At 71.0% G+C, this 26,226-nt stretch carries 20 protein-coding genes and 1 pseudogene; 15 read left to right on the top strand and 6 right to left on the bottom strand.

The window, feature by feature from the left end; genetic code table 11:
- The first annotated feature begins 532 nt into the window (after positions 1-532).
- Complete coding sequence (gene guaA / locus FSYMDG_RS19200; RefSeq protein ID WP_193353120.1) at positions 533-2,077, top strand: glutamine-hydrolyzing GMP synthase; 1,545 nt, start codon at positions 533-535, stop codon at positions 2,075-2,077.
- A gap of 85 nt (positions 2,078-2,162) precedes the next feature.
- Here the strand turns inward: guaA and FSYMDG_RS19195 are convergent, their stop codons facing one another.
- Positions 2,163-3,359, bottom strand: a complete 1,197-nt coding sequence (locus tag FSYMDG_RS19195; RefSeq protein ID WP_013875052.1) for a threonine/serine dehydratase — start codon at positions 3,357-3,359, stop codon at positions 2,163-2,165.
- 427 nt (positions 3,360-3,786) lie between these two features.
- Here FSYMDG_RS19195 and pcrA point away from each other — a divergent pair, with 427 nt between their 5' ends.
- Complete coding sequence (gene pcrA, locus FSYMDG_RS19190; RefSeq protein WP_013875051.1) at positions 3,787-6,255, top strand: DNA helicase PcrA; 2,469 nt, start codon at positions 3,787-3,789, stop codon at positions 6,253-6,255.
- A 66-nt stretch (positions 6,256-6,321) separates the two neighbouring features.
- Here pcrA and FSYMDG_RS19185 read toward each other — a convergent pair whose 3' ends face one another.
- Entirely contained in the window at positions 6,322-7,146 is an 825-nt protein-coding gene (locus tag FSYMDG_RS19185; RefSeq protein WP_237702859.1) for a M23 family metallopeptidase, read from the bottom strand.
- A 209-nt stretch (positions 7,147-7,355) separates the two neighbouring features.
- Positions 7,356-8,333: an alpha/beta fold hydrolase gene (locus tag FSYMDG_RS19180; RefSeq protein WP_237702857.1), complete on the bottom strand. Its 978-nt coding sequence runs from the start codon at positions 8,331-8,333 to the stop codon at positions 7,356-7,358.
- Positions 8,334-9,029: 696 nt separating this feature from the next.
- Between FSYMDG_RS19180 and FSYMDG_RS19175 the strand changes: the two genes are divergently transcribed.
- The 7 genes from FSYMDG_RS19175 to purH all read left to right on the top strand — a co-directional run bounded on the left by FSYMDG_RS19175 (position 9,030) and on the right by purH (position 16,517).
- The gene (locus FSYMDG_RS19175) at positions 9,030-9,470 is read left to right on the top strand and encodes a cobalamin B12-binding domain-containing protein (RefSeq protein WP_013875048.1); all 441 of its coding nucleotides are present in this window, start codon (positions 9,030-9,032) and stop codon (positions 9,468-9,470) included.
- Between the two features lie 920 nt (positions 9,471-10,390).
- Positions 10,391-11,557, top strand: coding sequence for an ADP-forming succinate--CoA ligase subunit beta (gene sucC / locus FSYMDG_RS19170; RefSeq protein ID WP_013875047.1), 1,167 nt, complete (start codon positions 10,391-10,393; stop codon positions 11,555-11,557).
- 24 nt (positions 11,558-11,581) lie between these two features.
- A complete protein-coding gene (gene sucD / locus FSYMDG_RS19165) occupies positions 11,582-12,457 on the top strand; it encodes a succinate--CoA ligase subunit alpha (RefSeq protein ID WP_013875046.1) in 876 nt (291 codons plus the stop codon).
- A 320-nt stretch (positions 12,458-12,777) separates the two neighbouring features.
- Positions 12,778-13,473: a hypothetical protein gene (locus tag FSYMDG_RS19160; protein ID WP_013875045.1), complete on the top strand. Its 696-nt coding sequence runs from the start codon at positions 12,778-12,780 to the stop codon at positions 13,471-13,473.
- Positions 13,474-13,589: 116 nt separating this feature from the next.
- Positions 13,590-14,117 (top strand): helix-turn-helix domain-containing protein, encoded by a 528-nt coding sequence (locus FSYMDG_RS19155; RefSeq protein ID WP_013875044.1) that lies wholly within the window; start codon positions 13,590-13,592, stop codon positions 14,115-14,117.
- Positions 14,118-14,268: 151 nt separating this feature from the next.
- Positions 14,269-14,844, top strand: coding sequence for a phosphoribosylglycinamide formyltransferase (gene purN / locus FSYMDG_RS19150; RefSeq protein ID WP_013875043.1), 576 nt, complete (start codon positions 14,269-14,271; stop codon positions 14,842-14,844).
- Positions 14,841-16,517 carry a bifunctional phosphoribosylaminoimidazolecarboxamide formyltransferase/IMP cyclohydrolase gene (gene purH / locus FSYMDG_RS19145; RefSeq protein ID WP_013875042.1) on the top strand — a complete coding sequence of 559 codons (1,677 nt, stop codon included), beginning with the start codon at positions 14,841-14,843 and terminating at the stop codon, positions 16,515-16,517. The genes purN and purH overlap by 4 nt, the downstream gene beginning before the upstream one ends.
- A gap of 297 nt (positions 16,518-16,814) precedes the next feature.
- Here the strand turns inward: purH and FSYMDG_RS19140 are convergent, their stop codons facing one another.
- Complete coding sequence (locus tag FSYMDG_RS19140) at positions 16,815-17,123, bottom strand: hypothetical protein (RefSeq protein ID WP_013875041.1); 309 nt, start codon at positions 17,121-17,123, stop codon at positions 16,815-16,817.
- A 487-nt stretch (positions 17,124-17,610) separates the two neighbouring features.
- Between FSYMDG_RS19140 and FSYMDG_RS19135 the strand changes: the two genes are divergently transcribed.
- The 3 genes from FSYMDG_RS19135 to mdh all read left to right on the top strand — a co-directional run bounded on the left by FSYMDG_RS19135 (position 17,611) and on the right by mdh (position 19,303).
- Complete coding sequence (locus FSYMDG_RS19135; RefSeq protein ID WP_237702854.1) at positions 17,611-17,916, top strand: DUF3017 domain-containing protein; 306 nt, start codon at positions 17,611-17,613, stop codon at positions 17,914-17,916.
- Between the two features lie 242 nt (positions 17,917-18,158).
- Positions 18,159-18,365, top strand: coding sequence for a hypothetical protein (locus tag FSYMDG_RS19130; protein WP_043604021.1), 207 nt, complete (start codon positions 18,159-18,161; stop codon positions 18,363-18,365).
- 5 nt (positions 18,366-18,370) lie between these two features.
- A complete protein-coding gene (gene mdh, locus FSYMDG_RS19125) occupies positions 18,371-19,303 on the top strand; it encodes a malate dehydrogenase (protein WP_013875039.1) in 933 nt (310 codons plus the stop codon).
- A gap of 241 nt (positions 19,304-19,544) precedes the next feature.
- On the opposite strand, the gene FSYMDG_RS19120 is transcribed toward mdh, so the two are convergent.
- A complete protein-coding gene (locus tag FSYMDG_RS19120) occupies positions 19,545-20,843 on the bottom strand; it encodes an NAD(P)/FAD-dependent oxidoreductase (RefSeq protein WP_013875038.1) in 1,299 nt (432 codons plus the stop codon).
- A gap of 91 nt (positions 20,844-20,934) precedes the next feature.
- On the opposite strand from FSYMDG_RS19120, the gene FSYMDG_RS19115 reads away from it, so the two are divergent.
- On the top strand, positions 20,935-21,834 hold the full coding sequence (locus tag FSYMDG_RS19115; protein ID WP_043604017.1) for a serine hydrolase domain-containing protein: 900 nt from the start codon (positions 20,935-20,937) through the stop codon (positions 21,832-21,834).
- 129 nt (positions 21,835-21,963) lie between these two features.
- Complete coding sequence (locus tag FSYMDG_RS24885) at positions 21,964-23,091, top strand: YihY/virulence factor BrkB family protein (protein WP_013875036.1); 1,128 nt, start codon at positions 21,964-21,966, stop codon at positions 23,089-23,091.
- Between the two features lie 485 nt (positions 23,092-23,576).
- On the opposite strand, the pseudogene FSYMDG_RS19105 reads toward FSYMDG_RS24885, so the two are convergent.
- Positions 23,577-24,563 (bottom strand): annotated as a pseudogene (locus tag FSYMDG_RS19105) (D-alanyl-D-alanine carboxypeptidase family protein); the annotation flags it as partial.
- 201 nt (positions 24,564-24,764) lie between these two features.
- On the opposite strand from FSYMDG_RS19105, the gene lysS reads away from it, so the two are divergent.
- Positions 24,765-26,222, top strand: coding sequence for a lysine--tRNA ligase (gene lysS / locus FSYMDG_RS19100; RefSeq protein WP_043604010.1), 1,458 nt, complete (start codon positions 24,765-24,767; stop codon positions 26,220-26,222).
- Positions 26,223-26,226 lie beyond the last annotated feature (4 nt).

Raw genomic sequence — 26,226 nt, 5'->3', positions numbered from 1 at the left:
ACATAACGTGCCGGGATGGCCCGGTATCGGGCCCGGATGTCCCTCGATAGGCACCATAGCGGTATGGCCAGACATCCCGACACGCGCCTGGCCTAAACTAGATGTCCACTTCCGATCCCGTCTGTTCGGCCCGTTCTCGGGCCATCCGGACGTATGCCCGCAGGATGGACGGAAGTCCGGGCGGGTCGGCCGCCTGTTGCCTGTCGCGCAGGTACTTTCCGGTGCCGCGTCAGGTATCGCGCCCGTTCTCCGCGGGTCTGACACCTTCTGACAGCTTCTCTATGGGCCCGCACCGTCCTGGCCTGTTCTTCGTGGGCTTGGCTCTCCGTGGGCCTGGCATCTTCTCCGTAGGCTTGGCGTCGTGGACACCGCCATCTCGAAGCCGGCCGCGGGCCCGACGGGCAACGGCCGAGGATCCGACGCGCCGGCCGCCCCCGCCTCCGCGTCTCCACCCGCGCCCGCGTGGGCGGCGTCCGACGCGCCCGGGGCGTCCGACGCGCCTGGGGCCTCCCGCCCGGCTCACGACACGGTTCTGGTCGTCGACTTCGGTGCCCAGTACGCCCAGCTCATCGCCAGGCGGGTGCGGGAGTGCCACGTCTACTCGGAGATCGTGCCCTGGGACATCTCGGTCGAGGAGATCCTCGCCCGGCGTCCCGCCGCGGTGATCCTCTCGGGTGGGCCGAAGTCGGTCTACTCGCCGGGCGCCCCGGAGGTGGACCCCGCGCTCTTCCGTGCCGGGGTGCCGGTGCTGGGCATCTGCTACGGACACCAGGTGATGGCGCACGCGCTGGCCGGGACGGTGGCCCGCACAGGTGTCGCGGAGTACGGCGCGACCCGCCTGACCGTCACCGCCGGCGGCGGTGTCCTGTTCGCGGGTCTGCCCACCAGCCAGCAGGTGTGGATGTCCCACGGCGACTCGGTGACAGCGGCGCCACCGGGGTTCGTGGTCACCGCGTCGACGCCGTCGACCCCGGTCGCGGCCTTCGAGGACGTCGCGCGCGGGCTGTTCGGCGTGCAGTTCCACCCGGAGGTGGTGCACAGCGACCGCGGCCTGGACGTCCTGCGGCGTTTCCTGTTCGCCGGCGCCGGCTGCCGGCCCAACTGGACGATGGTCAACATCGCGGACGAGGCGGTCGCGGCGGTCCGGGCCCAGCTCGGCGACGCGCGCGCGATCTGCGGGCTGTCCGGCGGGGTGGACTCGGCGGTGGCCGCGGCGGTCGTTCACCGCGCCGTGGGCGACAGGCTGACCTGCGTGTTCGTCGATCACGGCCTGTTGCGCGCGGGCGAGGCGGAGCAGGTGGAGAAGGACTTCGTCGCCTCGACCGGGGTCGAGTTGGTGCACGTCAAGGCCGCCGACCGGTTCGCCGCGGCACTCGCCGGCGTCAGCGACCCGGAGCGCAAGCGCAAGATAATAGGACGGGAGTTCATCCGGGTGTTCGAGGCCGCCGCCCGCGAGCTGGAGGCTCAGGCCGAGGCGGAGGGCTCCCGGATCGAGTTCCTGGTGCAGGGCACCTTGTATCCGGACGTCATCGAGTCCGGCTCGCCGACCGCGGCGAAGATCAAGTCGCATCACAACGTCGGCGGGCTCCCCGAGGATCTGCAGTTCTCTCTGGTGGAGCCGTTGCGCACTCTGTTCAAGGATGAGGTGCGCCGGCTCGGCGAGGAGCTCGGGCTGCCGGAGGAGATCGTCTGGCGGCAGCCCTTCCCGGGGCCTGGCCTGGCTGTCCGGATCATCGGTGAGGTCACCCCGCAGCGGCTGGCGACGCTGCGGGCCGCCGACGCGATCGTCCGCGAGGAGATCCGCCGGGCCGGGCTGGACCGCGAGATCTGGCAGGTGTTCGCGGTGCTGCTGGCGGACGTCCGCTCGGTGGGGGTCCAGGGGGACGAGCGCACCTACGGGCATCCGGTCGTGCTGCGCGCGGTCACCAGCGAGGACGCGATGACCGCCGACTGGGCCCGGCTGCCCTACGACCTGCTCGAACGCATCTCGAACCGGGTGGTCAACGAGGTCGGGCAGGTCAACCGGGTGGTGTACGACATCACCTCGAAGCCGCCGGGCACCATCGAGTGGGAGTGACCCGGGCCGGACGCGGGCCGGCGGGCCGGCGGGCTGGCGCGAGCAGGGGAGGGTGTGCAGAGGAGAGCGGAGCGGTAACCAGGCGTCACGCGGCGGGGATGCCCAGGGGACCGGCGGCCAGCGCGCGGACGCGGCCGGCGGTGACCGGGTCGATGTTGCCGCCGGAGAGGACCACCGCGGTCGGGCCCTGCGCGAGCTCGGGATGACGCAGCAGCGCCGCCGTCCCCGCTGCCCCGGCGGGCTCCACCGTCTGGCCGTCGGCGCACAGCAGCGCCACCATCGCCTCCCACAGCGCGTCCTCGTCGACCGTGATCACATCGTCCACCAGGGCGGTGGCGAGCGCCAGGGTCAGCGTGCCCGGGGTCCGTACGGCTATGCCGTCGGCGATGGTGGCCGCCGGGACGCGCACCGGCCGTCCGGCGCGCCAGGACAGGGCGAAGGCGGGCGCGCCCGCGGCCTGGACGCCGATCACCCGCACGTCGCGCCGCCGCTGTCTGATCGCCGCCGCTATCCCGCTGATCAGGCCACCGCCGCCGATGCCTACCAGGACGGTCCGCAGGCCGGGGATCTGCTCGGTGAGCTCGAGCCCGATCGTGCCCTGCCCGGCGATCACGGTCGGATCGTCGAAGGGATGCACCAGCAGCCCGCCGTGTCCGCGCACAGTGGCCTCGGCGGCCAGCAGGGCGGCGTCGATCCCGCCGTGGACGTGCTCGACCCGCGCGCCGAGGCGGCGGGTGCGCGCGACCTTGACCGGGCTCGCGCCGGCCGGGACGAAGATCGTGGCTGGGACGCCGAAGTGGGCCGCCGCGTACGCGACGCCCTGGGCGTGGTTGCCGGCGCTGGCGGCGACCACGCCCAGGGCCCGTACGGCGGGGTCGGCGAGCGCGAGTCGGGCGAACGCGCCACGTAGCTTGAACGACGCGGTGCGTTGCTCGTTCTCGCACTTCAGCCACACCGGCACGCCGGTCAGCCGGGACAGATGGGAGCTGGGCGTGACCCTGGTCCGCCGAAGCACCGGCGCGAGGACGACCGCGGCCGCGGTGACGTCGATCGCGTCGCAGCCGACGGCCCACGCGCCGTCAGCGCCGCCGGCGCTGCCCGCGGCCGCCGCGGGCGTGACGGATCTGGGCGGGACGTCGTTGTCGTCCTTACCGGTGGCACATGCCGTACCGGCGGCGGGACAGGCGGCACCGGTCTTACCTGTTCTGGTCTTACCTGTCTTACCTGTGGTTTCTGTTTTGTCGCTGGTGGTACATGTCGGGTTTTCGGTTGGCTGGCGCATCATCGTGCTCCCGGTAGCTCGGCGGCCACCTCCGACGTGACCGCGGCAACAAAAAAGCCCCCCGCCGAACTGGCAGGAGGGCGAGGCGCGCTGACCCGTCGGTATTGTTTCGAAAGCATGTCGGCCCGAAAGCCTGCTTCGAAAGCGAGGTCGCGCGCCTAACTAATGATCATAATGTGCTGCGGCACCTTCTCAGTTTGCTCTTGGACATCGGCGGCCGTCAAACCCACCGGCTCGCCCCGTGCCGGATGTTTGTCACACCCGGTGGCGGGATCGCGGCTACCGTGCGGCCCTCCCACGGGCCACGGCGCGGGCCGTGACCGCCCTGGCGGGGATGCGCGGTCGTGGCGCGCGTCGGGGCCTCGTAGGGTGAGAGCCATGTACCGCTGTCGGACCAGCCGGGCGTCGAACGTATGATCGGCTTCCTATGAGCGCGCTTCCCGGTGGCCCGTACCCCGGCTTCGGCCCGTACCCGGGCTTCGACGACGCCGACGACCGCGACGAGCCGGGGTCGCCAACGGCGGAGGGCATACCGGGCAGCCGCCCCGCCACGCCCCGGCTCGATCCCGACGCGCTGCTCGACGGCCTGAACCCGCAGCAGCGGGCGGCGGTCGTCCACACGGGCTCGCCGTTGCTCGTCGTCGCGGGCGCGGGCTCCGGCAAGACGCGGGTGCTGACGAACCGGATCGCCTACCTGCTCGCCGCGCGCGGGGTCCGCGCCGGCGAGATCCTGGCGATCACGTTCACCAACAAGGCCGCGAACGAGATGAAGGAGCGGGTCGCCGCGCTCGTCGGCGCCCGCACCCGGGCGATGTGGGTGAGCACCTTTCACTCCGCCTGCGTGCGCATCCTGCGGTCGCACGCCAAGCGCATCGGGTTCACCAGCGGCTTCTCGATCTACGACGCGGCGGACGCCCAGCGTCTGATCACGCTGGTCGCGCGCGACCTGGACATCGACCCCAAGCGGTATCCGGCACGCGCGCTCGCCACCGGTATCAGCAACCTGAAGAACGAGCTGGTCGACTGGGAGACCGCCATGAGCCGGGCGACCGGCCATGTCGAACGTGCCGTCGCCGAGGTCTACGGGCTCTACCAGCGCCGGCTGGCCGAGTCGAACGCGTTCGACTTCGACGACCTGATCATGACGACGGTGAACCTGCTGCAGGCATTCCCGGACGTCGCCGAGCACTACCGGCGCCGGTTCCGGCACGTCCTCATCGACGAGTATCAGGACACCAACCACGCCCAGTACGTCCTGGTGCGGGAACTGGTGGGGCAGGCGTCCCGGCTGACCGTCGACGGCGAGCCGGTACGGCCGGATCCGGTGCCGCTGGGCGCCGACGCCGACGAGCCCGCGGTGGAGCCGGCCGAGCTGTGCGTGGTCGGCGACGCCGACCAGTCGATCTACGCCTTCCGGGGCGCGAACATCCGTAACATCGTCGAGTTCGAGCAGGACTACCCCGACGCCACCGTGATCCTGCTGGAGCAGAACTACCGCTCCACGCAGACGATCCTCTCCGCGGCGAACGCGGTGATAGCCCGTAACGCCCGGCGCAAGCCCAAGCGGCTGTGGTCGGACGCCGGGGACGGCGAGAAGATCGTCGGCTGTGTCGCGGACAACGAGCACGGCGAGGCCGCCTTCGTCGCCGCCGAGGTCGACCGGCTCTCCGACGCCGAGCTGGCGCGCCCTGGCGAGGTCGCGATCTTCTACCGCACCAACGCCCAGAGCCGGGTTTTTGAAGAGATCTTCATCCGAGTTGGCCTGCCCTACCGGGTGATCGGCGGGGTGCGCTTCTACGAGCGCCGTGAGGTCCGGGACCTGCTCGCCTACCTGCGGGTGCTGGTGAACCCGGCGGACACGGTGAACCTGCGGCGCATCCTCAACGTGCCCAAGCGGGGGATCGGCGACCGGGCCGAGGCGATGCTCGCGGCCTTTGCCGAACGCGAGCGTGTCCCCTTCGCCGACGCCCTGAACCGGGTGGACGAGGTCCCGGGCCTGACCGCCCGGTCGGCGAACGCGGTCCGTGGTTTCGCCACCCTGCTGGCCGAGCTGCGCGCGGCCGTGGCCGACGGCCCGGTCGCGGCGCTGGAGACGGTGCTGGAGCGGACCGGCTACCTCGCCGAACTGGCAGCCGCGGACACCCTCGAGGCCGAGGGACGGGTGGAGAACCTCCAGGAGCTGGTCAGCGTCGCCCGGGAGTTCAGCGAACAGTTCCCGCAGGGCTCGCTCGCGGACTTCCTCGAGCAGGTCTCCCTGGTCGCCGACGCCGACCAGGTGCCCGACCCCGAGGACGGCGCGGATGGCGAGGGCGGTGCCGCCGGGGCCGTCACCCTGATGACGCTGCACAGCGCCAAGGGGCTGGAGTTCCCGGTGGTCTTCCTCACCGGCTTGGAGGACGGCGTCTTCCCGCACCTGCGCACGCTCGGTGACTCCACCGAACTCGAGGAGGAACGCAGGCTCGCCTACGTCGGCATAACCCGGGCGCGCGCCCGGCTGTACCTGACCCGGGCGGAGGTCCGCAGCGCCTGGGGCCAGCCGACGTACAACCCGCCGTCGCGGTTCCTCGAGGAGGTGCCGGCCGAACTGGTCGACTGGCAGGGGAACACACAGTCGGCGCCGGCCGCCGCCCACCCGCGGACGAGCGCGTGGGGCTCGGCGCCCGCGGGGCCGTCCAGCGCGCGGGCCGGCGGGCTGCCGGGGCGTCGGCCCGCGCCCGCGCCGCGCGAGATCCCCGACCTGTCCCTGGGGGACCGGGTCAACCACGACACCTTCGGGCTCGGTCAGGTCGTCGCGGTGGCCGGCACCGGGGACAACCGCGAGGCGAGCATCGACTTCGGCGAGGGGACCGGCACCAAACGCCTGCTCCTGCGCTACGCCCCCTTCGAGAAGCTGTGAGCGTCCCGCGCACCCGCGTCCGGCAGGTCTGACAGGCACGGCGGCCAGCGGTAGCGGTAGCGGTGGTCAATAGTAGACGTTGTGTTTGGCGAGCCACGCGAGTGGGTCGACCTTGGTGCCGTTCTGGCCGCCCAGCCGGACCTCGAAGTGCAGGTGCGGCCCGGTGGAGAACCCGGTCGACCCCTCCAGGCCCACCTGCTGACCGGTGGCGACCTGCTGACCGACCCGGACGCTGATCCGGGACAGGTGGGCGTAGCAGGTGACGACGTTGTTCGCGTGCCGGACCTGGACGAAGTTGCCGTAGCCGGACTCCCACCCCGCGTAGATGACGGTGCCGCCGTAAGCGGCGACGACCTGGGTCCCCATCGGTGCGCCGAGATCGATGCCGGGGTGGCCGTTCGCGCCGCCGAAGCGCTGGGTGATCCGGGCCTGTATCGGGCGGACCCAGCGCAGCTCGTCCTGCCGACGTACGGCCTCCGCGGCCGTGGTCCGTTGCTGGAGGAGCAGGATGGACATCTGGGCCAGTGCCTCGTCCCGGTCGACGCGGTCGGCCTGGGCCTGGCGTCGTGCGGCGTCGCCGTCGCGTTGCCGCTCGAGCAGGGCAGGGTCGCTCAGCCCGTCGGTGGCGGCGTCCGTCACGCCACCGGATGCGGGGTCGAAGATCGTCCCAGCGGTGCGCAGGCCGGAAATGACCGCCGGATCGGAGTGGGCGATACCGGTTGTGTTGATCATAACGATGCCGAGGGTGGAGACCACGGCGGTGGCGATGCCGGTACGGCGGATCTGCGCTGCCGATGCCGTCCGGCGAGCGGAGCCGGACGAGCCGCTGTGGCCCGTGGCCCTGCCATGGCCGCGATGCCGCCCTGAGTCACGGGCTGAGGGCTGCGACAACCCGAACTCACGCTCCCGTTGCTCGACAAGACTCCCGCCGTGTCACGGCATGCCATGACACGGCGTGTTACGTCACGGCATGTCACGGTACGACGGGAGGAAAAGCCTGCAAACCGGATCGAACGCTACACCGTCCCAAAGCGGGCTTTGACACCACCCCCGCCCACGGCGGGCGTGATGCGTGAAGCGGCGCAATTATTGCTTTTTCGTCATTGTGAGTGATGAAGATTTCGATCATGTTGGAAGTCGTCGGCCGCTGAACGGCCCTCCGCCCATGACGCGCGGTCGGAACGGGCGTCGCGGAGGGATCTCGGCGCCTCCGCCGGCGTCTCGGCCTGCTCCGCTTCCGCGGCCTCCTCCGCACCGCCGGGGCCGGTGCGTCCGGTGTCAGGGCCGGTGCGTTCGCCGCCCGGGGCGGTGTGTTCGACGTCGTCCAGATGCGCGAGCGTGGTCGCGATCTGGTGGACGACGTCGATGTTGAACGGCAGCGAGTGGTGACCGACGCCGGGAACCCGCAGGTTGCGGACGATCAGGTCCGGATGGCGGACCAGCGCCGCCTCGGTCGGACGAATGATCGTGTCCAGGTCCCCGGAGAAGGCCACGAACCTGGTCCGGCAGTTCGGTGCGGGTTCGGCCAGCTCACGGATCACGTCCGAGTCCGGGAAGAGCTGGCGCAGCAGGGTGTACGGCACCATCGGGGGGAGCAGCCGTGCCAGGCGGGTGCCCTCGTGCGGTGTGCCCAGCGTCACCAGGGTGTGCACGCGGGCGTCGCCGTCGAGTTTCTGTACGTAGTAGCGGGCAACCAGACCGCCAAGGGAGTGCCCGACGATGTGTATGCGCGGGTAGCCCGTCTGCTCGCACATCGTCTCGACCACCGTGGCCAGCTTGCGGGCCGCGGTCGGGACGTCCGCGGTGAACAGCGGCAGGTTCACGGTGGCGACCCGCCCGAAGCCTCGCCGGCGCAGCGAACGACGTAGCCGAGTGAAGATCGACCTGTTGTCGATCAGGCCGTGGACCAGCAGGATCGGCGTGCCCGCGGCTTCGATGTCGCCGACGAGCAGCCCACGCCGCAGCGGGGAAAGGCCGTCGAGGGTGTAGCGGTCGGCCGGTTCGCGCAGCCGTTCCGAGACGACCCCGATCGGATAGAAGGCGATATGGGTTGCCAGCCAGGTGGCTTCCGCGGCCATTCCACGGATCGCCGCCGGTGTCTCAAGCAGGCCGCGGGTCATTTGCGTGCCCCGACGGGCCGCGGATGCGCTCATGGATCGGGTGGCTCTGCCTGCCGCCGCCCCCACCGGCCCCAGTTGACGCTTTCCGATTGCCCTGCTCCCGTCCGTGCTCGGACAGTTGTCCGAAGAACCAGTCGGCCGCACGAACTGGCCAGCCGAAGGCAGCGCGATCATCGGCCTGCTCGCGCGGCCGCGGGTCCGGGTTTCCCGCGCGGGGATGGACCCGGGAACGGCACGATACTCGCAGGCGCGTAGCCCCTGGACGTTGCCCGGATGTCGCACCCGACCACGCCGGGTCCGACGGATCGTCGACCGCGTGGGCGGCACCCAGCCGGCCGACGCCTACCGGACACGGCCCAGCCGTTTCACACCAGACGGACCTGGCGCGGTCCGGGAGGCGTCACTGGGAACCGCCACGACGTCTACCATTACTGAGAGTATAAAAAGAGTGGGTGGATGTCGACTGTTGGTTTCTCGCCGTGACTGCCGGCCGGGATGGCGGCGGCTGTGATCCCGCCGGGCAACAGCGTGCTTCCGCCGGTGCGTCCGGCTAGGGTCTACGGAGAGATCGGGCCACGGAACGCCATGTACGGGGCACCGCGTCAGGGAAGCGACGTCCCCGGCTGATGGTGTCAGGGAACGCGAGGAGGCCGCGTGAGCGAGACCGGTGAACGTATCCGGGTGGTGGTCGCCAAACCCGGCCTTGACGGCCACGATCGCGGCGCCAAGGTTATTGCGCGGGCCCTGCGGGACGCGGGTATGGAGGTCGTCTACACCGGTCTGCACCAGACGCCCGAGCAGATTGTCGAGACCGCTATCCAGGAGGACGCCGACTGCATCGGCCTGTCGGTGCTCTCGGGCGCACACATGACCCTTTTCGCGCGTCTGATGGAGCTGCTGCGGGAGCGCGGCGCCACCGACATCGTGGTAACCGGTGGCGGGATCATACCGGATGCTGACATTCCGCAGTTGAAGGCGCTCGGCGTCGCCGAGATATTCACGCCCGGGGCGACCACGGGCGAAATCGTCGAATGGATCCGGTCGAGCGTGGCCGCGGCCCATGCGCCCGGCCCCAGTGCGGTTTCCGCGGGCTGAGTCTTCCGGGGTCTTTCGGGTACCTTCCGGGCCCACCGGTTTCGTCTCCCGGGTCACCGGCTTTCCGGCCCGCTCGAGCGGGCCGGCGGACGACCCGGGACGGAGGGCCTTTCGGGTACACGAGCCGAGGGCCGGACCGCGACCGGGTCCCGGTCGGGGAACGCACGCCGGCGCCGAAGCCCGCACGGGTGCGTGGGGCTACCCCGGCCGGGGTTTCGAGAGATCGCTCATAGGGGCGGATCCGGGAGGTCTCGCGGGTAGGTGGGCCGGGGCCGCCGGCCGGCCAGGTACGTGCCCGGTACGCCACGGGGCCCGCTCGTCGTGTCCACTCCGTCCGGACACGGGGCACCGCCGGGCGGGACGCCGGCACTCCGCACCGGCCGTGTCCGCCGGCCGTGCCCGCCGGCTCTGTTCACCGGTCGTGTCCTGTCGCCGGTCCGCCGGGTGGGCACGGGCATGCACCGAGGATGCGCTGAACATGTGCCGGGCATGCTTGTCTTCGTTGTTTGTTCGCCGTTGTCCATCCGCCGTTGTTGTGACATCGGGTGTCACAGGCGCTTGTAGTTGTTCCGCCGTTCCCGTTCGGCCGGCGGTGCACGGCTTGTGGCCGGATCCGGGTACGCAGTGAGCGAGGTAACGCGGCCGTCGCCGTAGCGGGCGCCGAGATCGTGCCGGGTTCGATCGGAATAGTGGGTATTGCGATCACTGTGATCGCGGTGTCGACCACCACAAAAGCAGGCGTCCGGCACCGGATCCGGGTGATGATGGTGGCTGACCCCGGACATACGAGACCGGCCGCCGCGGCAGGAGCAGCCTCCACCGGGACGGGCGTCTTCAGTAGGCTCGGGGCGGCTTCCCTTTTCTTCGAACTTACGAACGTTCGACCCTGACCACCGATCTCATATCCGACTGGACGGACTGTGGATCTCTTCGAGTATCAGGCGAAGAAGCTGTTCGCCGACCACGGCGTGCCTGTGCCCAGCGGCAAGGTCGCCACGACCCCCGACGAGGCACGCGGCATCGCAACTGATCTTGGTGGGCGTGTCGTCGTCAAAGCGCAGGTCAAGACCGGCGGCCGCGGCAAGGCTGGTGGCGTGAAGGTCGCCGACGGCCCGGACGACGCCACCGCCAGGGCATCGGCAATCCTCGGGATGGACATCAAGGGCCACACGGTCCACTCGGTCCTCGTGGAGCAGGCGAGTGACATCGCCGAGGAGTACTACGCCTCCTTCCTGCTGGACCGGGCGAACCGGACCTTCCTCGCCATGTGTTCCCGCGAGGGCGGGATGGAGATCGAGGAGGTCGCCGCGACCAAGCCGGAGGCGCTCGCCCGCATCCCGATCGACCCGCTCGTCGGGGTCGACGCCACCATTGCCCGCCAGATCGCGGTGGCGGCGAAGCTCCCCGAGGCGGCCCTCGACGGTGCCACCGAGCTGCTGGTGAAGCTGTGGGAGGTCTTCGTCCGCGCCGACGCCACCCTGGTGGAGGTCAACCCGCTGATCCTCACCGGCGACGGCCGCGTGGTCGCGCTGGACGGCAAGGTCAGCCTGGACGAGAACGCCTCCTTCCGCCACTCCGACCACGCCGCGTTCGTGGACGTCGCCGCGGTGGACCCGCTGGAGCAGCGGGCCAAGGAGAAGGACCTCAACTACGTCAAGCTCTCCGGGCAGGTCGGCATCATCGGTAACGGTGCCGGTCTGGTCATGTCGACCCTCGACGTGGTGACATACGCCGGTGAGGAGTTCGGTGGGCAGCGCCCGGCGAACTTCCTCGACATCGGTGGCGGGGCGTCCGCGGAGGTGATGGCGGACGGTCTGTCGATCATTCTGAGTGACCCGGCGGTGAAGAGTGTGTTCGTGAACATCTTCGGCGGGATCACCGCCTGTGACGCCGTGGCCAACGGCATCGTACAGGCGTTGAAGATCGTCGGCGACATCACCACCCCGCTGGTCGTGCGGCTCGACGGCAACAACGCCGAGGAGGGCCGGCGGATCCTGCGCGAGGCCAACCTCGACGTGGTCAAGCCGGTGGACACCATGGACGGCGCGGCGCGGCTCGCCGCCGAGCTCGCCGCGGCCGCGGCCTGAGCGGACGGGAAGAGGCTTCCGACAATGGCAATCTGGCTGGACGAGACGTCCAAGATCCTGGTTCAGGGCATCACCGGCTCCGAGGGACGCAAGCACACCGCCCGGATGCTGCGCGCCGGCTCGAAGATCGTCGGCGGCACCAACCCGAAGAAGGCGGGCACCGAGGTCGAGGGTGTGCCGGTCTTCGCGACGGTGGCCGAGACGATCGAGAAGACCGGCGCCGACGTCTCGGTGGTGTACGTCCCGCCGGCCGGGACCAAGGCGGCCGTCATCGAGGCGATCGACGCGGGCATCCCGCTCGTCGTGGTCATCACCGAGGGCGTGCCGGTGCACGACACCACCGACTTCTGGGCGTACGCGAAGTCCAGGGGCAACAGCACGCGGATCATCGGGCCGAACTGCCCCGGGATCATCAGCCCGGGCCGGTCGAACGCGGGCATCATCCCGGCCGACATCACCCCGCAGGGCCGCATCGGCCTGGTCAGCAAGAGCGGCACCCTGACCTACCAGATGATGTACGAGCTGCGTGACTTCGGCTTCTCCACCTGTGTGGGCATCGGCGGTGACCCGGTCATCGGCACCACCCACATCGACGCGCTCGCCGCGTTCGAGACCGACCCCGACACCGACGCGATCGTGATGATCGGTGAGATCGGTGGTGACGCCGAGGAGCGGGCCGCCGCCTACATCGAGGAGCACGTCACCAAGCCGGTCGTCGGCTACGTCGCGGGCTTCACCGCGCCGGAGGGCAAGACGATGGGCCACGCGGGAGCGATCGTGTCCGGTTCGTCCGGGACAGCGCTCGCCAAGAAGGAGGCTCTGGAAAAGGCGGGGGTGCGGGTCGGCAAGACCCCGTCCGAGACCGCCCGGCTCATGGCCGACGTCGTGCGTTCCCTGTAGCCGCTCGCGGAACCTGCCCCGCGGGGGATCCCGCTTCGAATGATCTTGTTTCCGCTGGTTGTCGTTCCTGGCGTCGTATGACGGCGGGCCCGTTGCGGCGGCATCGTTTCCGGACCGGGTGTGGCGAGTCGTTTCCGACGGTCGGCCACGCCCGGTTGTCTTTTGTGCACCCCCTGCGTTGTTGGTGGCGAGCGGCTCTGTGCCGTGGATATTTTCAGGGTCCTTTCCCGGACATGATCGCGTTGTTTCGGCGGCCAGGGGCTACGGTGTCAGGGATGAGTCCGTCAGGTCACCGCTGATCGCTGAAGTGGGGTCGTCCCGTGACACGTATAGCCGGCCGAGACATACCGAACAACGACCTTGGCATCCTGGCTGCCGGCGTCGTCCTGTTCATCGCGTCGTTATTCAACTGGTTCTCGGCCAGTGGGTTCGGCGTCACCCGTGGAGAGAACGCGTGGGGCGTCGGCTTCCTCGCCTACGGCGGCGTCGAACTCGGGCTGCTCGCCGCCGCCCTGGTGGCGGTGCGGGTCTTCACCCGGGTCCAGCTGCCGGCGGTGGGCGCTGACTGGTCTCTGATCATCGCGGGTGTCGCCGGCCTCGGCACGATCCTGATTTTCTTCAAGGTGGCGCTGGGGATCGACGGTCTCGACCGGGCGATCGGGCTGTGGCTCGGGTTTGTCGCGTCCATCGCCATCACGGTCTTCGCCGTCCTGACCGCCGTCGCCGGCGGGCACGCGCTGCCGCGCGGCGGCCACCGGGACCGCTCGCCCAACCCGATACCTCCCGCTCCCGGGTACGACGCGTACGGCCAGCCACTCTCGGGCGGTTACGGCCAGCCAGGCTCCTACGGTCAGCCGCCGCAGGCCGGTGGGTACGGGGGGCAGCCGGGTGGCTACGGCCAGCCGCCGCAGGCCGGGGACTACGGGCAGCAGGCCTACGGCCAGCCGGGCTCCTACGGCGGCCAGCCGCCGCAGCCCGGTGAGGGCCAGCCGCCCTACGGCCAGCCCGGCCGGTAAGGCCCGCTCCGCCCCCTGGCCCCGGCCCCGCGGACGGGCCGGCTGCCCGCCACACCCGGAAATGTCCGACCTCTCCACTAGAATTCGAACACATGTTCGTCGACGGGGAGGTCGTCATGGCTGTCAGCACCGCGTGGTTGCGGGCCGAGTCCAGACGTCTGCGGGCGCTCGGGTGGTCCTATCGGCGGATCGCGCTGGAGTGGCAGCGCCGGTATCGGCTCAACGCCCGGGTCGCCTTCCGGCTCGCCCACGGCTGGACGCAGGAGGAGGCGGCCCGGCGCTGGAACGCCCGCTGGCCCGGCGACGACGCGCTGAAGACGGGCAAGTCCTTCTCCTACTGGGAGGTCTGGCCCGCCCGCGGTGGCCGGGCCCCGTCGACCCGAACGCTCCATCGGCTGGCCGAGCTCTACCTGTGCCGTCCCGGCGATCTTCTTGACGGGGATGATTTCGGCCGTCTCGACACGGGCCGCGACGAGGCCGTGCGTGGGCACGCGAGCGCGCGTGGGCACGAGGCCGCCCCGGCGCGCTCCGGCCGGCTGATCCACGCCCCGCGCGAACACCGCGCCGGGCCGGCGACATCGGGTGGCGACTGCGACCCGTGTGTCGGCCACCCGGCCCGCCGGTCCTCCCGTCACCCCGTCTGAGCAGGCGCTATGCCCTGATCAACGGTGCTCTCGACGGATGCGCACAGGCCGCCTGAGGTCAGTACAGTCGGAGCGGAACGGTCCCTGGCCGCTGACCATGCCGTCGGCTTCGACGGCGCGTTGCCGGCCACCTGCTTCTCCGGGGAGTCCCGTGTCCGCTCGACTGGTTGTTCTCGCCTCCGGGGTGGGCACCACCTTGCAGGCTGTGCTGGACGCCTGCCGGGATCCGTCCTTCGGCGCCGAGGTCGTTGCCGTGGGCACGGACCGTTTCGGCACTGGCGCGCAGGAACGGGCGGTGGCTGCTGGTATCCCAGTCTTCACTGTCCGTCTTGAGGACTTCCCGCGCCGGGAGACGTTCGACGAGGCCACAGCGGAGCGGATCGCCACCTGTGATCCGGATCTGCTGGTGCTCGCCGGCTACATGAAGATCCTTGGAAAGCAGGTCATCGGACGTTTCCGAACGGTGAACACCCATCCGTCGCTGCTGCCCGCGTTTCCCGGCGCCCACGCCATCCGGGACGCGCTCGCGCACGGTGTGAAGGTCAGCGGGGTCACGGTTCACTGGGTCGACGAAGGAGTCGATACCGGGCCGATCCTTGCGCAGGCGGCGGTGGACGTGGAAGCGTCCGACACGGAAGAAACGCTGCGTAGCCGTATCCAGGCAGTGGAACGTGTCCTGTACGTACAGACGATCGGCCGGATCGTCCGGTCGGAGGAGGGGACATGACATCCGCACAGGTCCCGCGGGAGTCCTCACCCAACGAGCCGGTGGCGGGAGCGCAGGGTTCCCCGCCTACCGACGCGGCCTCGTCCGGCGGTGGCGAACTGGTCGCCACGGGGCGGCGCCCCATCCGGCGGGTACTGGTCAGCGTCTACGACAAGACCGGTCTGGCCGAACTGGCGGCCGTGTTCACCGAGGCCGAGGTGGAGGTCGTCTCCACCGGTTCGACCGCGGAGGTCCTCGCCCGGCACGGCCTGGCCGTCACACCGATCAGCACCCTCACCGGGTTCCCCGAGATCCTCGGCGGGCGGGTGAAGACGCTGCACCCGCGGGTGCACGCCGGCCTGCTCGCGGACCTGCGCAACGTCGAGCACGCCGAGACGCTCGCTGAACTCGACATCGAGCCGTTCGACCTCGTCGTGTCCAACCTCTACCCCTTCCGGGAGACGGTGGCCGGCGGGGCTCCCGAGGACGAGGTGATCGAGCAGATCGACATCGGTGGCCCGGCGATGATCCGTGCCGCCGCGAAGAACCACCCCACCGTGGCCGTGGTGGTCTCCCCGGCGGACTATCCGGAGCTGGTCGCCGCGATCCGGGCCGGTGGTTTCGACCTGGCCGCCCGCCGCCGACTCGCCGCCCGCGCCTTCGCCCACACCGCCGCCTACGACGTCGCGGTCGCGTCCTGGTTCGCCAGCGTCGGCGCACCCGACCAGGTCGCCCGCGAGTCCGGCTGGCCGGACACGGTCGCCGCGGTGTGGCGCCGCGCCGAGGTGCTGCGCTATGGCGAGAACCCGCACCAGCGGGCCGCGCTGTACGCCGCCGAGAACGAGGAGCCGGGGCTCGCCGGTGCCCGGCAGCTACACGGCAAACCGATGTCGTTCAACAACTTCACCGACGCGGAGGCGGCCCGCTCCGCCGTGGCCGACTTCAGCGAGCCGGCCGTGGCCGTGATCAAGCATGCCAACCCCTGTGGTCTGGCGATCGGCCGCGACATCGCCGACGCGCACCGCAAGGCGCACGCCACCGATCCGGTGTCCGCCTTCGGCGGGGTCATCGCGACGAACCGTCCGGTCAGCGTCGCCCTGGCCGAGCAGATCGCGGAGATCTTCACCGAGGTCGTGGTGGCGCCCGGCTACGACGGCGGGGCGGTGGAGATCCTGGCCCGCAAACCCTCGATCCGCCTGCTGGAGAGCCCCCTGCCGCCGCACTCGCACGGCGTGCAGATACGTCAGATCTCCGGTGGGCTGCTGCTGCAGTCCCGCGACGCGCTGGACGCCGCCGGCGACGATCCTTCGGGCTGGACGCTGGAAGCCGGCTCGCCCGCGGACGAGGGCACCCTGGCCGATCTCGCCTTCGCCTGGAAGGCAGTCCGGTCGGTGAAGTCGAACGCGATCCTCGTCGCCACCGACGGCGCCACGGTCGGTGTCGGCATGGGCCAGGTGAACCGGGTGGACGCCGCGCGACTCGCGGTGGCCCGTGGGGGTGACCGCGTGAAGGGGGCGGTGGCCGCCAGCGATGCCTACTTCCCGTTCCCGGACGGGCTGCAGGTGCTCATCGACGCCGGGGTCCGCGCGGTTGTCGAACCGGGCGGATCCGTCCGCGACGAGCAGGTCGTGGCGGCCGCGCGGGATGCCGGGATCACCCTCTACTTCACCGGCGTCCGGCATTTCACGCACTGACAGTCACGTACTGACGGTAGCCAGCGGAAGTGCCCGAAGCCTTTCGGGGCTGCTGGACGTGCTGCTTACTGACAGTGCTCAGCGGAGACGGCGTCCGAATCCGCCACGGCCTGACCAGGGCGCGGCGGCCGGTGGGGCCGGGTCGATGTCGGGGTCACGGGCAGGCATCCGCCGCGCGGCCGGCGTTTCGGTGACGACGGTGTCATCGGTTCGGCCGTCGTCCCGCCGCGGTGACGCGCGTACCTGGTCGTTGGTGCCGTCCGGATCCGCATGTGGCGGCCGGACGGCACCGACGCTTCATGAGATGGACGCGGACTCCGCCGCTGCCGCCCCACGCCGCGACGTGCTGGTGGTGGTGCCGTTCGAGGACGCCGGGATGGCCCCACCGGGCGTGTCGTTGGTGGGAACGTAACGCTGCGCCACCCAGTCCAGGGCTTCCCGCCAGTTCGCGCCGTACAGGACCGAGATCCTGTCCGCCGTCTGCCGCGCGAGCGCCTGTACGAACACCCGGTCGTCGCTGTCCAGGTGCCGGGCGTCTCCGAAGGTCTCCCAAGCTCGGAACATCAGTTCCTGCAACTTCTTGCTGTGTGGTGATTCGTCTGTCACGGCCCACTCCCTCCCCCTCCGGTGGCTGCGGCGGAAGTGTCCCCTAGTCCCGTGCGGAGGGTTCACCCGGGGTCTAAAAAATTGCGATTCGATGGATGATCGCGGATTTTTGCGATTGCCGGCGCGGTGCTGGGCGATCCGCCCACTTAAAGATCAAAAACGCCTCGGAGCTGCCCGGACAGGGCAGCTGGCGTGGTCGGAAGGCCCCGGCGAGCGCTGGGGCGCGGCGTGACCGCGGGGCCACCGCGACCGGCACCGCCTCCGGACGCCCATCCTCAACAACTCCAACGACTGTCGCGGCCGGGAGGTCGCCTTCCGGTGGGCCGCTGCGGCCGGGAGGCCGCCTTCCGGTGGACGTAGACTGCTCTGCGTGGTCGGAGTGAGTGGCCGGGGGATCGAGTCCGGACAGGGGCTGTCGGTTCCGGTCGACCGTCCGGCCGGTGGGGCGTGGACATGTCGGTGACTGTGTGGTGTCGGTGACTCTACGGTGAACGCCGGTCGCCGTCAGCGTCTGGCCCGGAGACGCTCGTCGCCGGGCTGGGACCCGGTGCTCACGGTCGTGCTGGGTGCGGCGATCATCGCTCTGGTGTTCGTGTCACAGGACCACTGGCGACGCGGGCTGCTCGGGCTGGGCGTGGTCCTGCTCGCCGGGGCCGTCCTGCGGCTGGTCCTGCCGACCCGGCGGGCCGGGTTGCTCGCCGTCCGGAGCCGGGTTTTCGATGTCGCGACACTCGTGGCCCTCGGCATGACGATCGTCGCGGTGACGCTGGCGGTACCGGCCCCGGGGTCGTGAGGGCCGCGCGGACGCGGCCGTCATCCCTGAAGGGCGCGCGGCGGCGGGGCCCGCTGCCGACGGATATCCGGTGGCGGAGCGTCCGCTGCCGTGATCCCGGTGGCCTCCCGGGAGGCTCGGCCGGCCCGGGGCGAGGAGTCCGCCGCCCATCTCGAAGGCGATCGCGGTAACCTCACGATATCCGGAACATTTCTAAACATCATCCGAATATCGTGTTCAGATGAGCGGGGCGAACAGTACACATGCCGACCCACCGCGTCCCCCTGATCCCCGGTGACGGGAGCGGGCCTGGGCACACCGAGGCGGCCACCCGGGTGCCCGGGGCGGCTGCCTCGGCCGTGGGCTGCGGTTTCGGCGTCATCTACGATCTGAGGCCGAACCGTATCGACCCGGCCGCCGGCGGGACGGCGGAATACACCGACACCATCACCGAAAAACTGAGGGGCTGACACCGATGGGTGGGAAGGTAACCGTTGTCGGAGCTGGTTTCTATGGTTCCACGACCGCGCAACGTCTTGCCGAGTACGACATTTTCGACACGGTCGTCCTCACCGACATCATCGAGGGCAAACCGCAGGGGCTCGCTCTCGACCTGAACCAGTCGCGGCCGATCGAGGGTTTCGAGACCACGGTTGTCGGGACGAACGACTACGCCGACACCGAGGGGTCGGACGTCGTCGTCATCACCGCCGGTCTGCCGCGCAAGCCGGGCATGAGCCGGCTGGACCTGATCGAGGTCAACGCGAAGATCGTTCGTCAGGTGTCGGAGAACATCGCGAAAACCTCGCCCGAGGCCGTCGTCATCGTGGTGTCCAATCCGTTGGACGAGATGACCGCGCTCGCCTCGAACGTCCTCGGCTTCCCCCGCAGCCGGGTCATCGGCCAGGCTGGCCTGCTCGACACCGCCCGTTTCACCAACTTCGTCGCGGTGGAACTCGGCGTGCCGGTGAAGTCGGTCCGCACGCTCACTCTGGGTTCGCACGGCGACACCATGGTCCCGGTGCCCTCACACTCCACGGTGGACGGCAAGCCGCTCGCCGACCTGCTCCCCGCGGACAAGATCGAGGAGCTGGTGACCCGTACCCGCAACGGCGGGGCCGAGGTGGTCGCGCTGCTCAAGACCGGGTCGGCGTACTACGCGCCGTCCGCCGCCGCCGCCCGGATGGTCAAGGCCGTGGCCGAGGACTCCGGCGCGGTGATACCGGCGTGCGCGTGGGTGGATGGCGAGTTCGGTATTGCCGGTGTCTATCTCGGTGTGCCCGCCGAGATCGGCCGTGGTGGCGTGAAGAAGGTCGTGGAGATCGACCTGTCCGACCAGGAGAAGGCCGCGCTGGTCACCGCCGCCGAGGCCGTCCGGGCCAAGCAGGCCGACGTCGCCAACCTGTAACGGCCTGTAGTAACGGTCTGTAACGGCTGCCGGCTGTGACGGCGCGTTGCCGTAGCGGACCATGGCCGGTCGATGGTTGGTCAATGGTTGGTCGATCGTCCCATGGCCGTACCACCGGCCATGGGACGAAACCGGCCCGCGGGACGAGCCGGGAGCGGCACGGCCGGGCGGAGCGGCTGGCATCGGCGGCATGAGGGCATCGGCCGGCTGGCGAGCCCATCGCCCGCCCCGGCCGGTGCGCTCACCGCCAGCCGGCCACCAGCTTGCGCACGGCCAGCCGGGCCAGCGACGCGGTGGGGATCGTCCCGCGTCCCAGGCCGATCTCCAGCAGGGTGTCGAAGAGTTCGGTGCGGTGGCTCGCGGCCGCGACAGCGGCGTCCATCAGGGTGCGATGCCGGCCGGCGAGCCCGGCCAGCAGGGTGATGTGGCGCAGGTGCCGCCCGAGCTCACGCTCGAGGGCGTGCCGGTAGGCCGCGCCGGCCGCGCCCGGCGCAGCGGTGACAGCGGCCTGGCCGGCGAGCGAACCTGACAGCAGGGCGTAGTAAATGCCCTCGCCGGTGAGCGGATTGATCAGCGACGCGGCGTCTCCGGCGAGCAGCACCGGGCCGTCGGGCTGGCGGGGCCGCCAGGTCGACAGGGGCAGGTGGTGGGCGCGCAGCGTCCCGGGATACGCGGGCTGGTCGGCAAGCATCCGGGCCAGGGTGCCGTGCAGGACGGCCCGACCACCACCGTCGTCGTCGCCGTGCAGCTCGTCGAGCTTGGAACGCAGCATCCCGTAGCCGATGTTGGCGCGGCCGTCCCCGATCGGGAACGACCAGGCGTAGGCCGGCCAGCCCTCGTCGGTCATCTCGATGAGCTGCTCGGGCGGGCGGTCGGCGGACGGCGCGTCGGCGTACCCGCGCACGGCGATGGCCAGCGCCTCCGGTGGGTTCGGCCCGATGCCCAGGGCCCGCCGGGTGGCCGAGTTCGCCCCGTCCGCCCCGATCACCACCCGGGCTCGCAGGTGGCCGTTGACCACCACCGGCTCGCCCGCGCCGCCGCCCGCCGCCACCGAGCGCACCCGCTCGCGCCGCAGGACGGCTCCGCGCTCGCGGGCGGCGGCGACCAGGCGCGCGTCGAAGATCTTGCGTGGCACCACGTAGTTCGCCCGTGGGCACGGGGTCGCCACCTGCGCGCCGCCCGGCGCGCGCAGCCGCATCCGGTCCACCGGCGTGAACCCGGCGGCCGCGTCCGGCACGCCGAGCGCGCGCAGAACGTCCAGGCCGTGCGGGGCGATGCCGTCACCGCAGGCCTTGTCCCGGGGGAAGTCCGCGGCGTCGAGCAGCACGACGCGGGTGCGTGGCCGCAGCTGCAGCGCGCGCAGGGCGGCGGCGCAGCCGGCCGGGCCGGCGCCGACGACGAGCAGGTCGATGGTCCCGGCCGGGCCGGCCGTGGACGCCGTCCCGGACGCCGCCGTGCGGGCCGCCGCGGAAGCCGCGGTGGAGGCGCCGGTGGAGGCTCCGGTGGAGGCCGCCGGAGAGACGGTCGCGGACGTGCTCATGCTGTCGGGAGATGTCGGTGTTGCCACATCGGCCCAGTGTCCCAGTGCGTTGGGCGCACACCCGCGTGAGGAGGTTCGTACAGTTCATCAGGTGGATGCCCTTGCGCAGGTGGACGCCTGGCCGGTGGAGAACGCGGCCGTCGCGGTGCTGCTCTCCGGAGGTTCCGCGGATCCCGGCGGTCCTGCCGGTTCCAGCACGGCCGCCGGCACCGGCGATGCCCTCGGCGCGGTCACGGTCGCCGGGTCGGTCGGGGACGCGGACAGGCTGTTCCGGCTGGCGTCGGTGTCGAAGCTGCTGTCCGCCTACGCGGTGCTGATCGCCGTGGAGGAAGGGGTCTTCGCTCTCGACGATCCGGCGGGCCCGCCGGGTTCGACCGTCGCGCACATGCTCGCCCACACCTCGGGTCTGGAGTTCGCCGGCAGCCGGCTGCTGGCCGAGCCCGGGGCGCGACGGGTCTACTCGAACACCGGTTTCGAGATCCTCGGGGAGACGCTCGAGAAGGCGTCCGGGATCGCCTTCCCCGACTACCTGGCCGAGTCCGTGTTCGCGCCGTTGGGGATGGGCTCCTCCGAGCTACGGGGTTCGCCCGCACACGCGGTGTGGTCGAACCTGCACGACATGATCCGTTTCGCCGCCGAGTTGCTGGCGCCGCGCCTGCTGGCCCCCGCCACCTTCGCGCTGGCGACGTCGGTGGCCTTCCCCGGTCTCATCGGTGTGCTGCCGGGCTTCGGCGCGCAGAAGCCGAACGACTGGGGGCTCGGTTTCGAGATCCGCGGCGGGAAGCAGCCGCACTGGACGGGCAGCACCAACTCGCCCGCCACGTTCGGCCACTTCGGCCGGAGCGGGACGTTCCTGTGGGTGGATCCCGCGCCGCGAGCGGCCTGCGTGGCCCTGACCGACCGCGAGTTCGGCACCTGGGCGGCGCAGGCGTGGCCGGTGCTGTCCGACGACGTGGTGGCCGCCGTCCGCGCGGCGGGTGTTCCGCGCTGAGCGTGTTACCCGTGTCGGCACTGCCCCGCGCCCGCCGGGAGGACGGGCGCCGAGCGGACGGCGCCGCCCGGCCGATATGACGGGCGTGCCGGGCGTGACGGCGCCGGGATCGTGGGTAGTTAGCAACTGATGGCTAATCCGATCAGCGCCTTCCGTTCCGGGGCGCGGAAGGCGTCCGACGCCGCGGGTTCCGTGCGCCGCAGAAGACCCTTCGTTGACCATGCCGTACGCGGCTACCGCCGGTATGCCGAGGACGGCGGTGACCGGCTCGCGGCGGCTGCCACGTATTTCGCCTTCCTGTCCTTCTTCCCGCTGGTGGCGCTGGCCTTCTCGATCACGGGGTTCGTGGTCGACGCGTATCCGAACGTCCAGCAGGGACTGGCCAACCAGATCAACAGTTATCTGCCGGGGATGGCGGACAAGCTCGACATCGCCAGTATCGGCAACTCGAAGGTCGGGGTCGGCCTGATCGGTCTGGCCGCTCTGCTGCTGGCCGGGCTGGCCTGGATCAACGCGCTGCGGGACGCCATCCGGATCATCTGGCACCAGAGCGTGGACGTCGGCAACGCGCTGGTGCGCCGGCTGCGGGACCTCGGCGTCCTCGTCGGGCTCGGGCTGATCGTGTTCGCGTCCATCGCGGTGACCAGCGTCATCACCTCGGTGTCGGGGACGTTCCTGGAGGGGATCGGCCTGTCCGGGAGCACCGCGGCGACGGTGCTGACCACGCTGCTCGCCCTCGGCATCGCGCTGGCGCTGGACGTGACGGTCTTCCTGTGCCTGTTCCTCTGGCTGCCGTCGATCACCGACCGTCGCCGAGCGGTGCGCGGAGCTCTGCTCGGCGCCGTCGGCGTGGAGAGCCTCAAACTGCTCGGCACCTGGCTGGTCGGGATGACGACCGACAACCCCGTGTACGGGACGTTCGCGGTGATCGTCGGTCTGCTCATCTGGATCAACATCGTGCTGCGCTGGACCCTCCTGGTCGCGGCGTGGACGGTGACCGCCCCCTACGACTCCGACGTCGTCCCGTCCGGCACCGCCGCGACTGCCCCGGATGACGGTGCCGCCGAGCCTGTTGACGCCGTCTTGGACGGCGGTGCCGGGGCCGCCGGGAGAGCGGCCGAACCGCCCGGTGAGCCGGCGCCCGCCGGCTCGTCGGCTGCCGGATCATCCGCTGGTGCCGTTGCGGGCTCCGTCGGTGACCGGGTGGACGCGCCAGCGCCCTGGCCGGGGCCGTCGGCGCCGTCACCGCGCGGTTGAGGCACGAGCCGGACGAGCCCGGTCCGCGATGCCGTGCCCGCGGCCACGGACGCGGGCGGATCCCGCGTCACCGCAGGCCGCGCCGCCGTCCCGGGCCGCGTGCCGATGCCCGGGGATGGCTGCCGCGCACGATGCCGCCGGCGCAGGGTCAGCACCATGGCGAGCAGCGTCACCGCGATGGCGATCCAGGTGACCAGGCCGACGGTGTGACCGCCGCTGGACGCCTCCGCCGTGCCATGTCCGTCCGTGTTGGCCTCGTACGGGCCCGCTTCGTTCTGGCCGGCGCCCCTGCTGCGACCGGCACCTGCCCGTGCCGGCTCGCTGGCGGTCGCGTGGGCCACGTGGGCCGCGGGTTCGGCGCGTACCGCCGTGTCGGCCCTGCCCGTCAGCTGCCCGACCGCGGCGATCGAGCCGACGTGTGCGAACCCCCAGTCGAACAGGGCGCGGGCGTCGCCGGCGTACGCGGGCGCAGCCCGCAACATGGTGACGATGAGTGTGTGGTTGCCGCGCCGGACCGCGCCGATGTAGGTGGCGCCCGCCGCGACGGTGTAGCCGTTCTTGACGCCGATCGTCCCCGGGTAGGAACCGAGCAGGTCGTTGTGGTTCTGGATCTCGAAGGACACGCCGCCCCGGCCACGGACCGTCGCCCGCGGGATCGTCAGGAACCCCTTCACCGCGGGGCTGGTGAGAGCGGCCCGGCCCAACAGGGCAAGATCGTATGCTGATGTGGCCTGGCCGGGGGCGTCCAGGCCGGTGGGATCCCCGGCGCGGGTGGCGCGCGCGCCCAGATCCGCGGCGATCCGGTTCATCAGCGTGACCGTGGCCGCGGTACCGCCGGCGGCCTCGGCGAGCGCGGTGGCCGCGTCGTTGCCACTTGCGACGATCATGGCGGTGGCCAGCTCGGCGACGCTGTAGGTCATGCCCGGCACGAGGCCGACCCGGGTCCCGTCGACCCGCGCGGCCGCGTCGCTGACCGTCACCTGCTGGGCCAGTGGCAGCCGAGGCAGCACGGCGAGCGCGGTCAGGATCTTCAGTGTGCTTGCCGGCGGGTACTGGCCGTGCGCGTCCCGCGCCGCGAGCACCGCGCCGCTGTCGGCGTCGGCGACGAGCCAGGCGGCGGCCGCGACCTGCGGGGGAGGCGGCAGCGCCTGCGGACTGACCACCACACCGCGACTGTCGAGCGCCGGGCCACCGAGAGTGTCCGGCGGGGATGCCGGAGGCGGCGGTGCGGGCAGTGAGGAGGGTGCGGGAGGCGGTGGGGACGGTGGGGGTGCCGGTGCCGGGGGGGTCGGTGGCGGCGCCACCGCGGTTGCGGCAACCGGCCCGGCGGCCGGGACTCCGACGATCAGCCACCCCGCCAGGGCCGCCACCAGGATCACCACCAGGGGCGGGAAAGCCGGCAGGCGGATGGGCTGGACCAGGGCCAGGCGGCCCGTCGCTGGCGTCCTGAAGCGTCGGCGAGTCCGAAGCATCCAGTCAAGTTACTGTCGGTCACTCCACCGGGGCCGCAGAAGCCCCGCCGTGTCGCCCTCCAACCACTGCCACAGCGCCCACATACCATGATCCACGTACCATGCTCCACATACCTTGGTCGACGTGTGCCGCCCGCTGGACGTGATCCCCCCTTTGGGTGTCGGCGCGGGTGGGTTGTCGTTTCGCTATAGGGTGTGTTGATGTCAACGGAGGAGTCCGGGGTGAGCGGGCCCCGGTCCGGTTATCGCACCGACTCGGTGGCCGCCGGCGCCAGGGAGGCGCCTGACGGCACCCCTGTCCGCCTCGCCGGCAGAGTGGTGCTCTGGCGTCGGATGGGTGGTCTGATCTTCGGGCACATCCAGGACCGCAGCGGGCGTGTCCAGGTCTCCCTGTCCAGGGATGAGCTGGGCGCGGACACCATCAGGGAGTGGTCCCGCGCGCTGAAGATCGGCGACTTCGTCGGGGTCGCCGGCCGTCTCTACACCACCCGTCGTGGTGAGCGGACGGTAGCGGTATCCGATCTCACCGTGCTCAACCGGACGGCGCGCGCGTTGCCGGACAAATGGCAGGGCCTGTCGAACGTGGAGGCCCGCTACCGCCGCCGCTATCTCGACCTGCTGGTCAACGACGAGTCCCGGGCGCGGTTCCGGACCAGGACGAAGGCGATCCAGCGGATCCGCCGGTTCCTCGACGACAACGACTTCCTCGAGGTCGAGACGCCGATCCTGCAGGAGGCGGCCTCCGGCGCCGCCGCCCGGCCGTTCGTCACCCACCACAACGCGCTCGACGAGGACTTCTACCTGCGGATCTCACCGGAGACGTTCCTCAAGCGCGTCGTCGTTGGCTCCTTCGACCGTGTCTACGAGCTCGGCCGCAACTTCCGCAACGAAGGCATGGACTCCTCCCACCTCCAGGAGTTCACGATGCTGGAGTGGTACGCCGCCTACTGGGACTACCGCGACAACATGGCCTTCGTCCGCGAGCTGATCCTGGCGGTGCTCGACGACGTCCTCGGCACCCGTACCGTCACCTACGAGGGTGTGAAGCTGGACTTCGGCGCCGACTGGCCGGAGCTGGACTACCGGGTCGAGGTCGCCCGGCGCACCGGCATCGACCTCGCCGTGGTGCGCGACCTGCCGACCCTGCGGGAGCGGGTCGCCGGCCTCGGGCTGGACGTCGAGAACGCGCCGTCGTACGCGGCACTCGTCGACCTGCTGTACAAGAAGACGGTCCGGCCCGAGCTCGTCCAGCCGTGCTTCCTGGTGCACCACCCGGCGGAGCTGGTGCCGCTGGCCCGGCGCAGCGACGACGACCCCACCCGGCTCGACATGTTCCAGGTCGTGGTGAACGGTTGGGAGATCGTCAAGGCGTACTCGGAGCTGGTCGACCCGGCCGAGCAGCGAACCCGGCTGGAGGAGCAGGCCGAACTGCGCGAGGCCGGCGACGACGAGACGATGATGCTGGAGGAGGACTTCATCGAGGCGATGGAGTACGGGATGCCACCGATGTCCGGCCTCGGCCTCGGCATCGACCGGTTCACCGCCCTGCTCACCGATGCGCCCACCCTGCGCGACGTCGTCCTCTTCCCTACCATGCGCGGCGCCAGAAAAGGCCAGCACGCCCCCGACGACCAGGCTGCTCCCGACGCCGACGCCTGACCAG

This window comes from Candidatus Protofrankia datiscae (genome assembly GCF_000177615.2).
Lineage (GTDB): Bacteria > Actinomycetota > Actinomycetes > Frankiales > Frankiaceae > Protofrankia > Protofrankia coriariae.
This window is presented reverse-complemented; position numbering and strand designations above follow the sequence as displayed.

What these genes read in the sequence shown, in the direction of transcription:
- FSYMDG_RS19180 (WP_237702857.1), bottom strand. Translation starts at nt 8,333, where the DNA reads ATGGCCGCGGAAGCCACCTGGCTGGCAACCCATATCGCCTTCTATCCG.
- mdh (WP_013875039.1), top strand. Translation starts at nt 18,371, where the DNA reads ATGGGTGGGAAGGTAACCGTTGTCGGAGCTGGTTTCTATGGTTCCACG.
- FSYMDG_RS19120 (WP_013875038.1), bottom strand. Translation starts at nt 20,843, where the DNA reads ATGAGCACGTCCGCGACCGTCTCTCCGGCGGCCTCCACCGGAGCCTCC.
- FSYMDG_RS19130 (WP_043604021.1), top strand. Translation starts at nt 18,159, where the DNA reads ATGCCGACCCACCGCGTCCCCCTGATCCCCGGTGACGGGAGCGGGCCT.
- pcrA (WP_013875051.1), top strand. Translation starts at nt 3,787, where the DNA reads ATGAGCGCGCTTCCCGGTGGCCCGTACCCCGGCTTCGGCCCGTACCCG.
- FSYMDG_RS24885 (WP_013875036.1), top strand. Translation starts at nt 21,964, where the DNA reads ATGGCTAATCCGATCAGCGCCTTCCGTTCCGGGGCGCGGAAGGCGTCC.
- purH (WP_013875042.1), top strand. Translation starts at nt 14,841, where the DNA reads ATGACATCCGCACAGGTCCCGCGGGAGTCCTCACCCAACGAGCCGGTG.
- FSYMDG_RS19155 (WP_013875044.1), top strand. Translation starts at nt 13,590, where the DNA reads ATGGCTGTCAGCACCGCGTGGTTGCGGGCCGAGTCCAGACGTCTGCGG.
- FSYMDG_RS19195 (WP_013875052.1), bottom strand. Translation starts at nt 3,359, where the DNA reads ATGCGCCAGCCAACCGAAAACCCGACATGTACCACCAGCGACAAAACA.
- lysS (WP_043604010.1), top strand. Translation starts at nt 24,765, where the DNA reads ATGTCAACGGAGGAGTCCGGGGTGAGCGGGCCCCGGTCCGGTTATCGC.
- sucD (WP_013875046.1), top strand. Translation starts at nt 11,582, where the DNA reads ATGGCAATCTGGCTGGACGAGACGTCCAAGATCCTGGTTCAGGGCATC.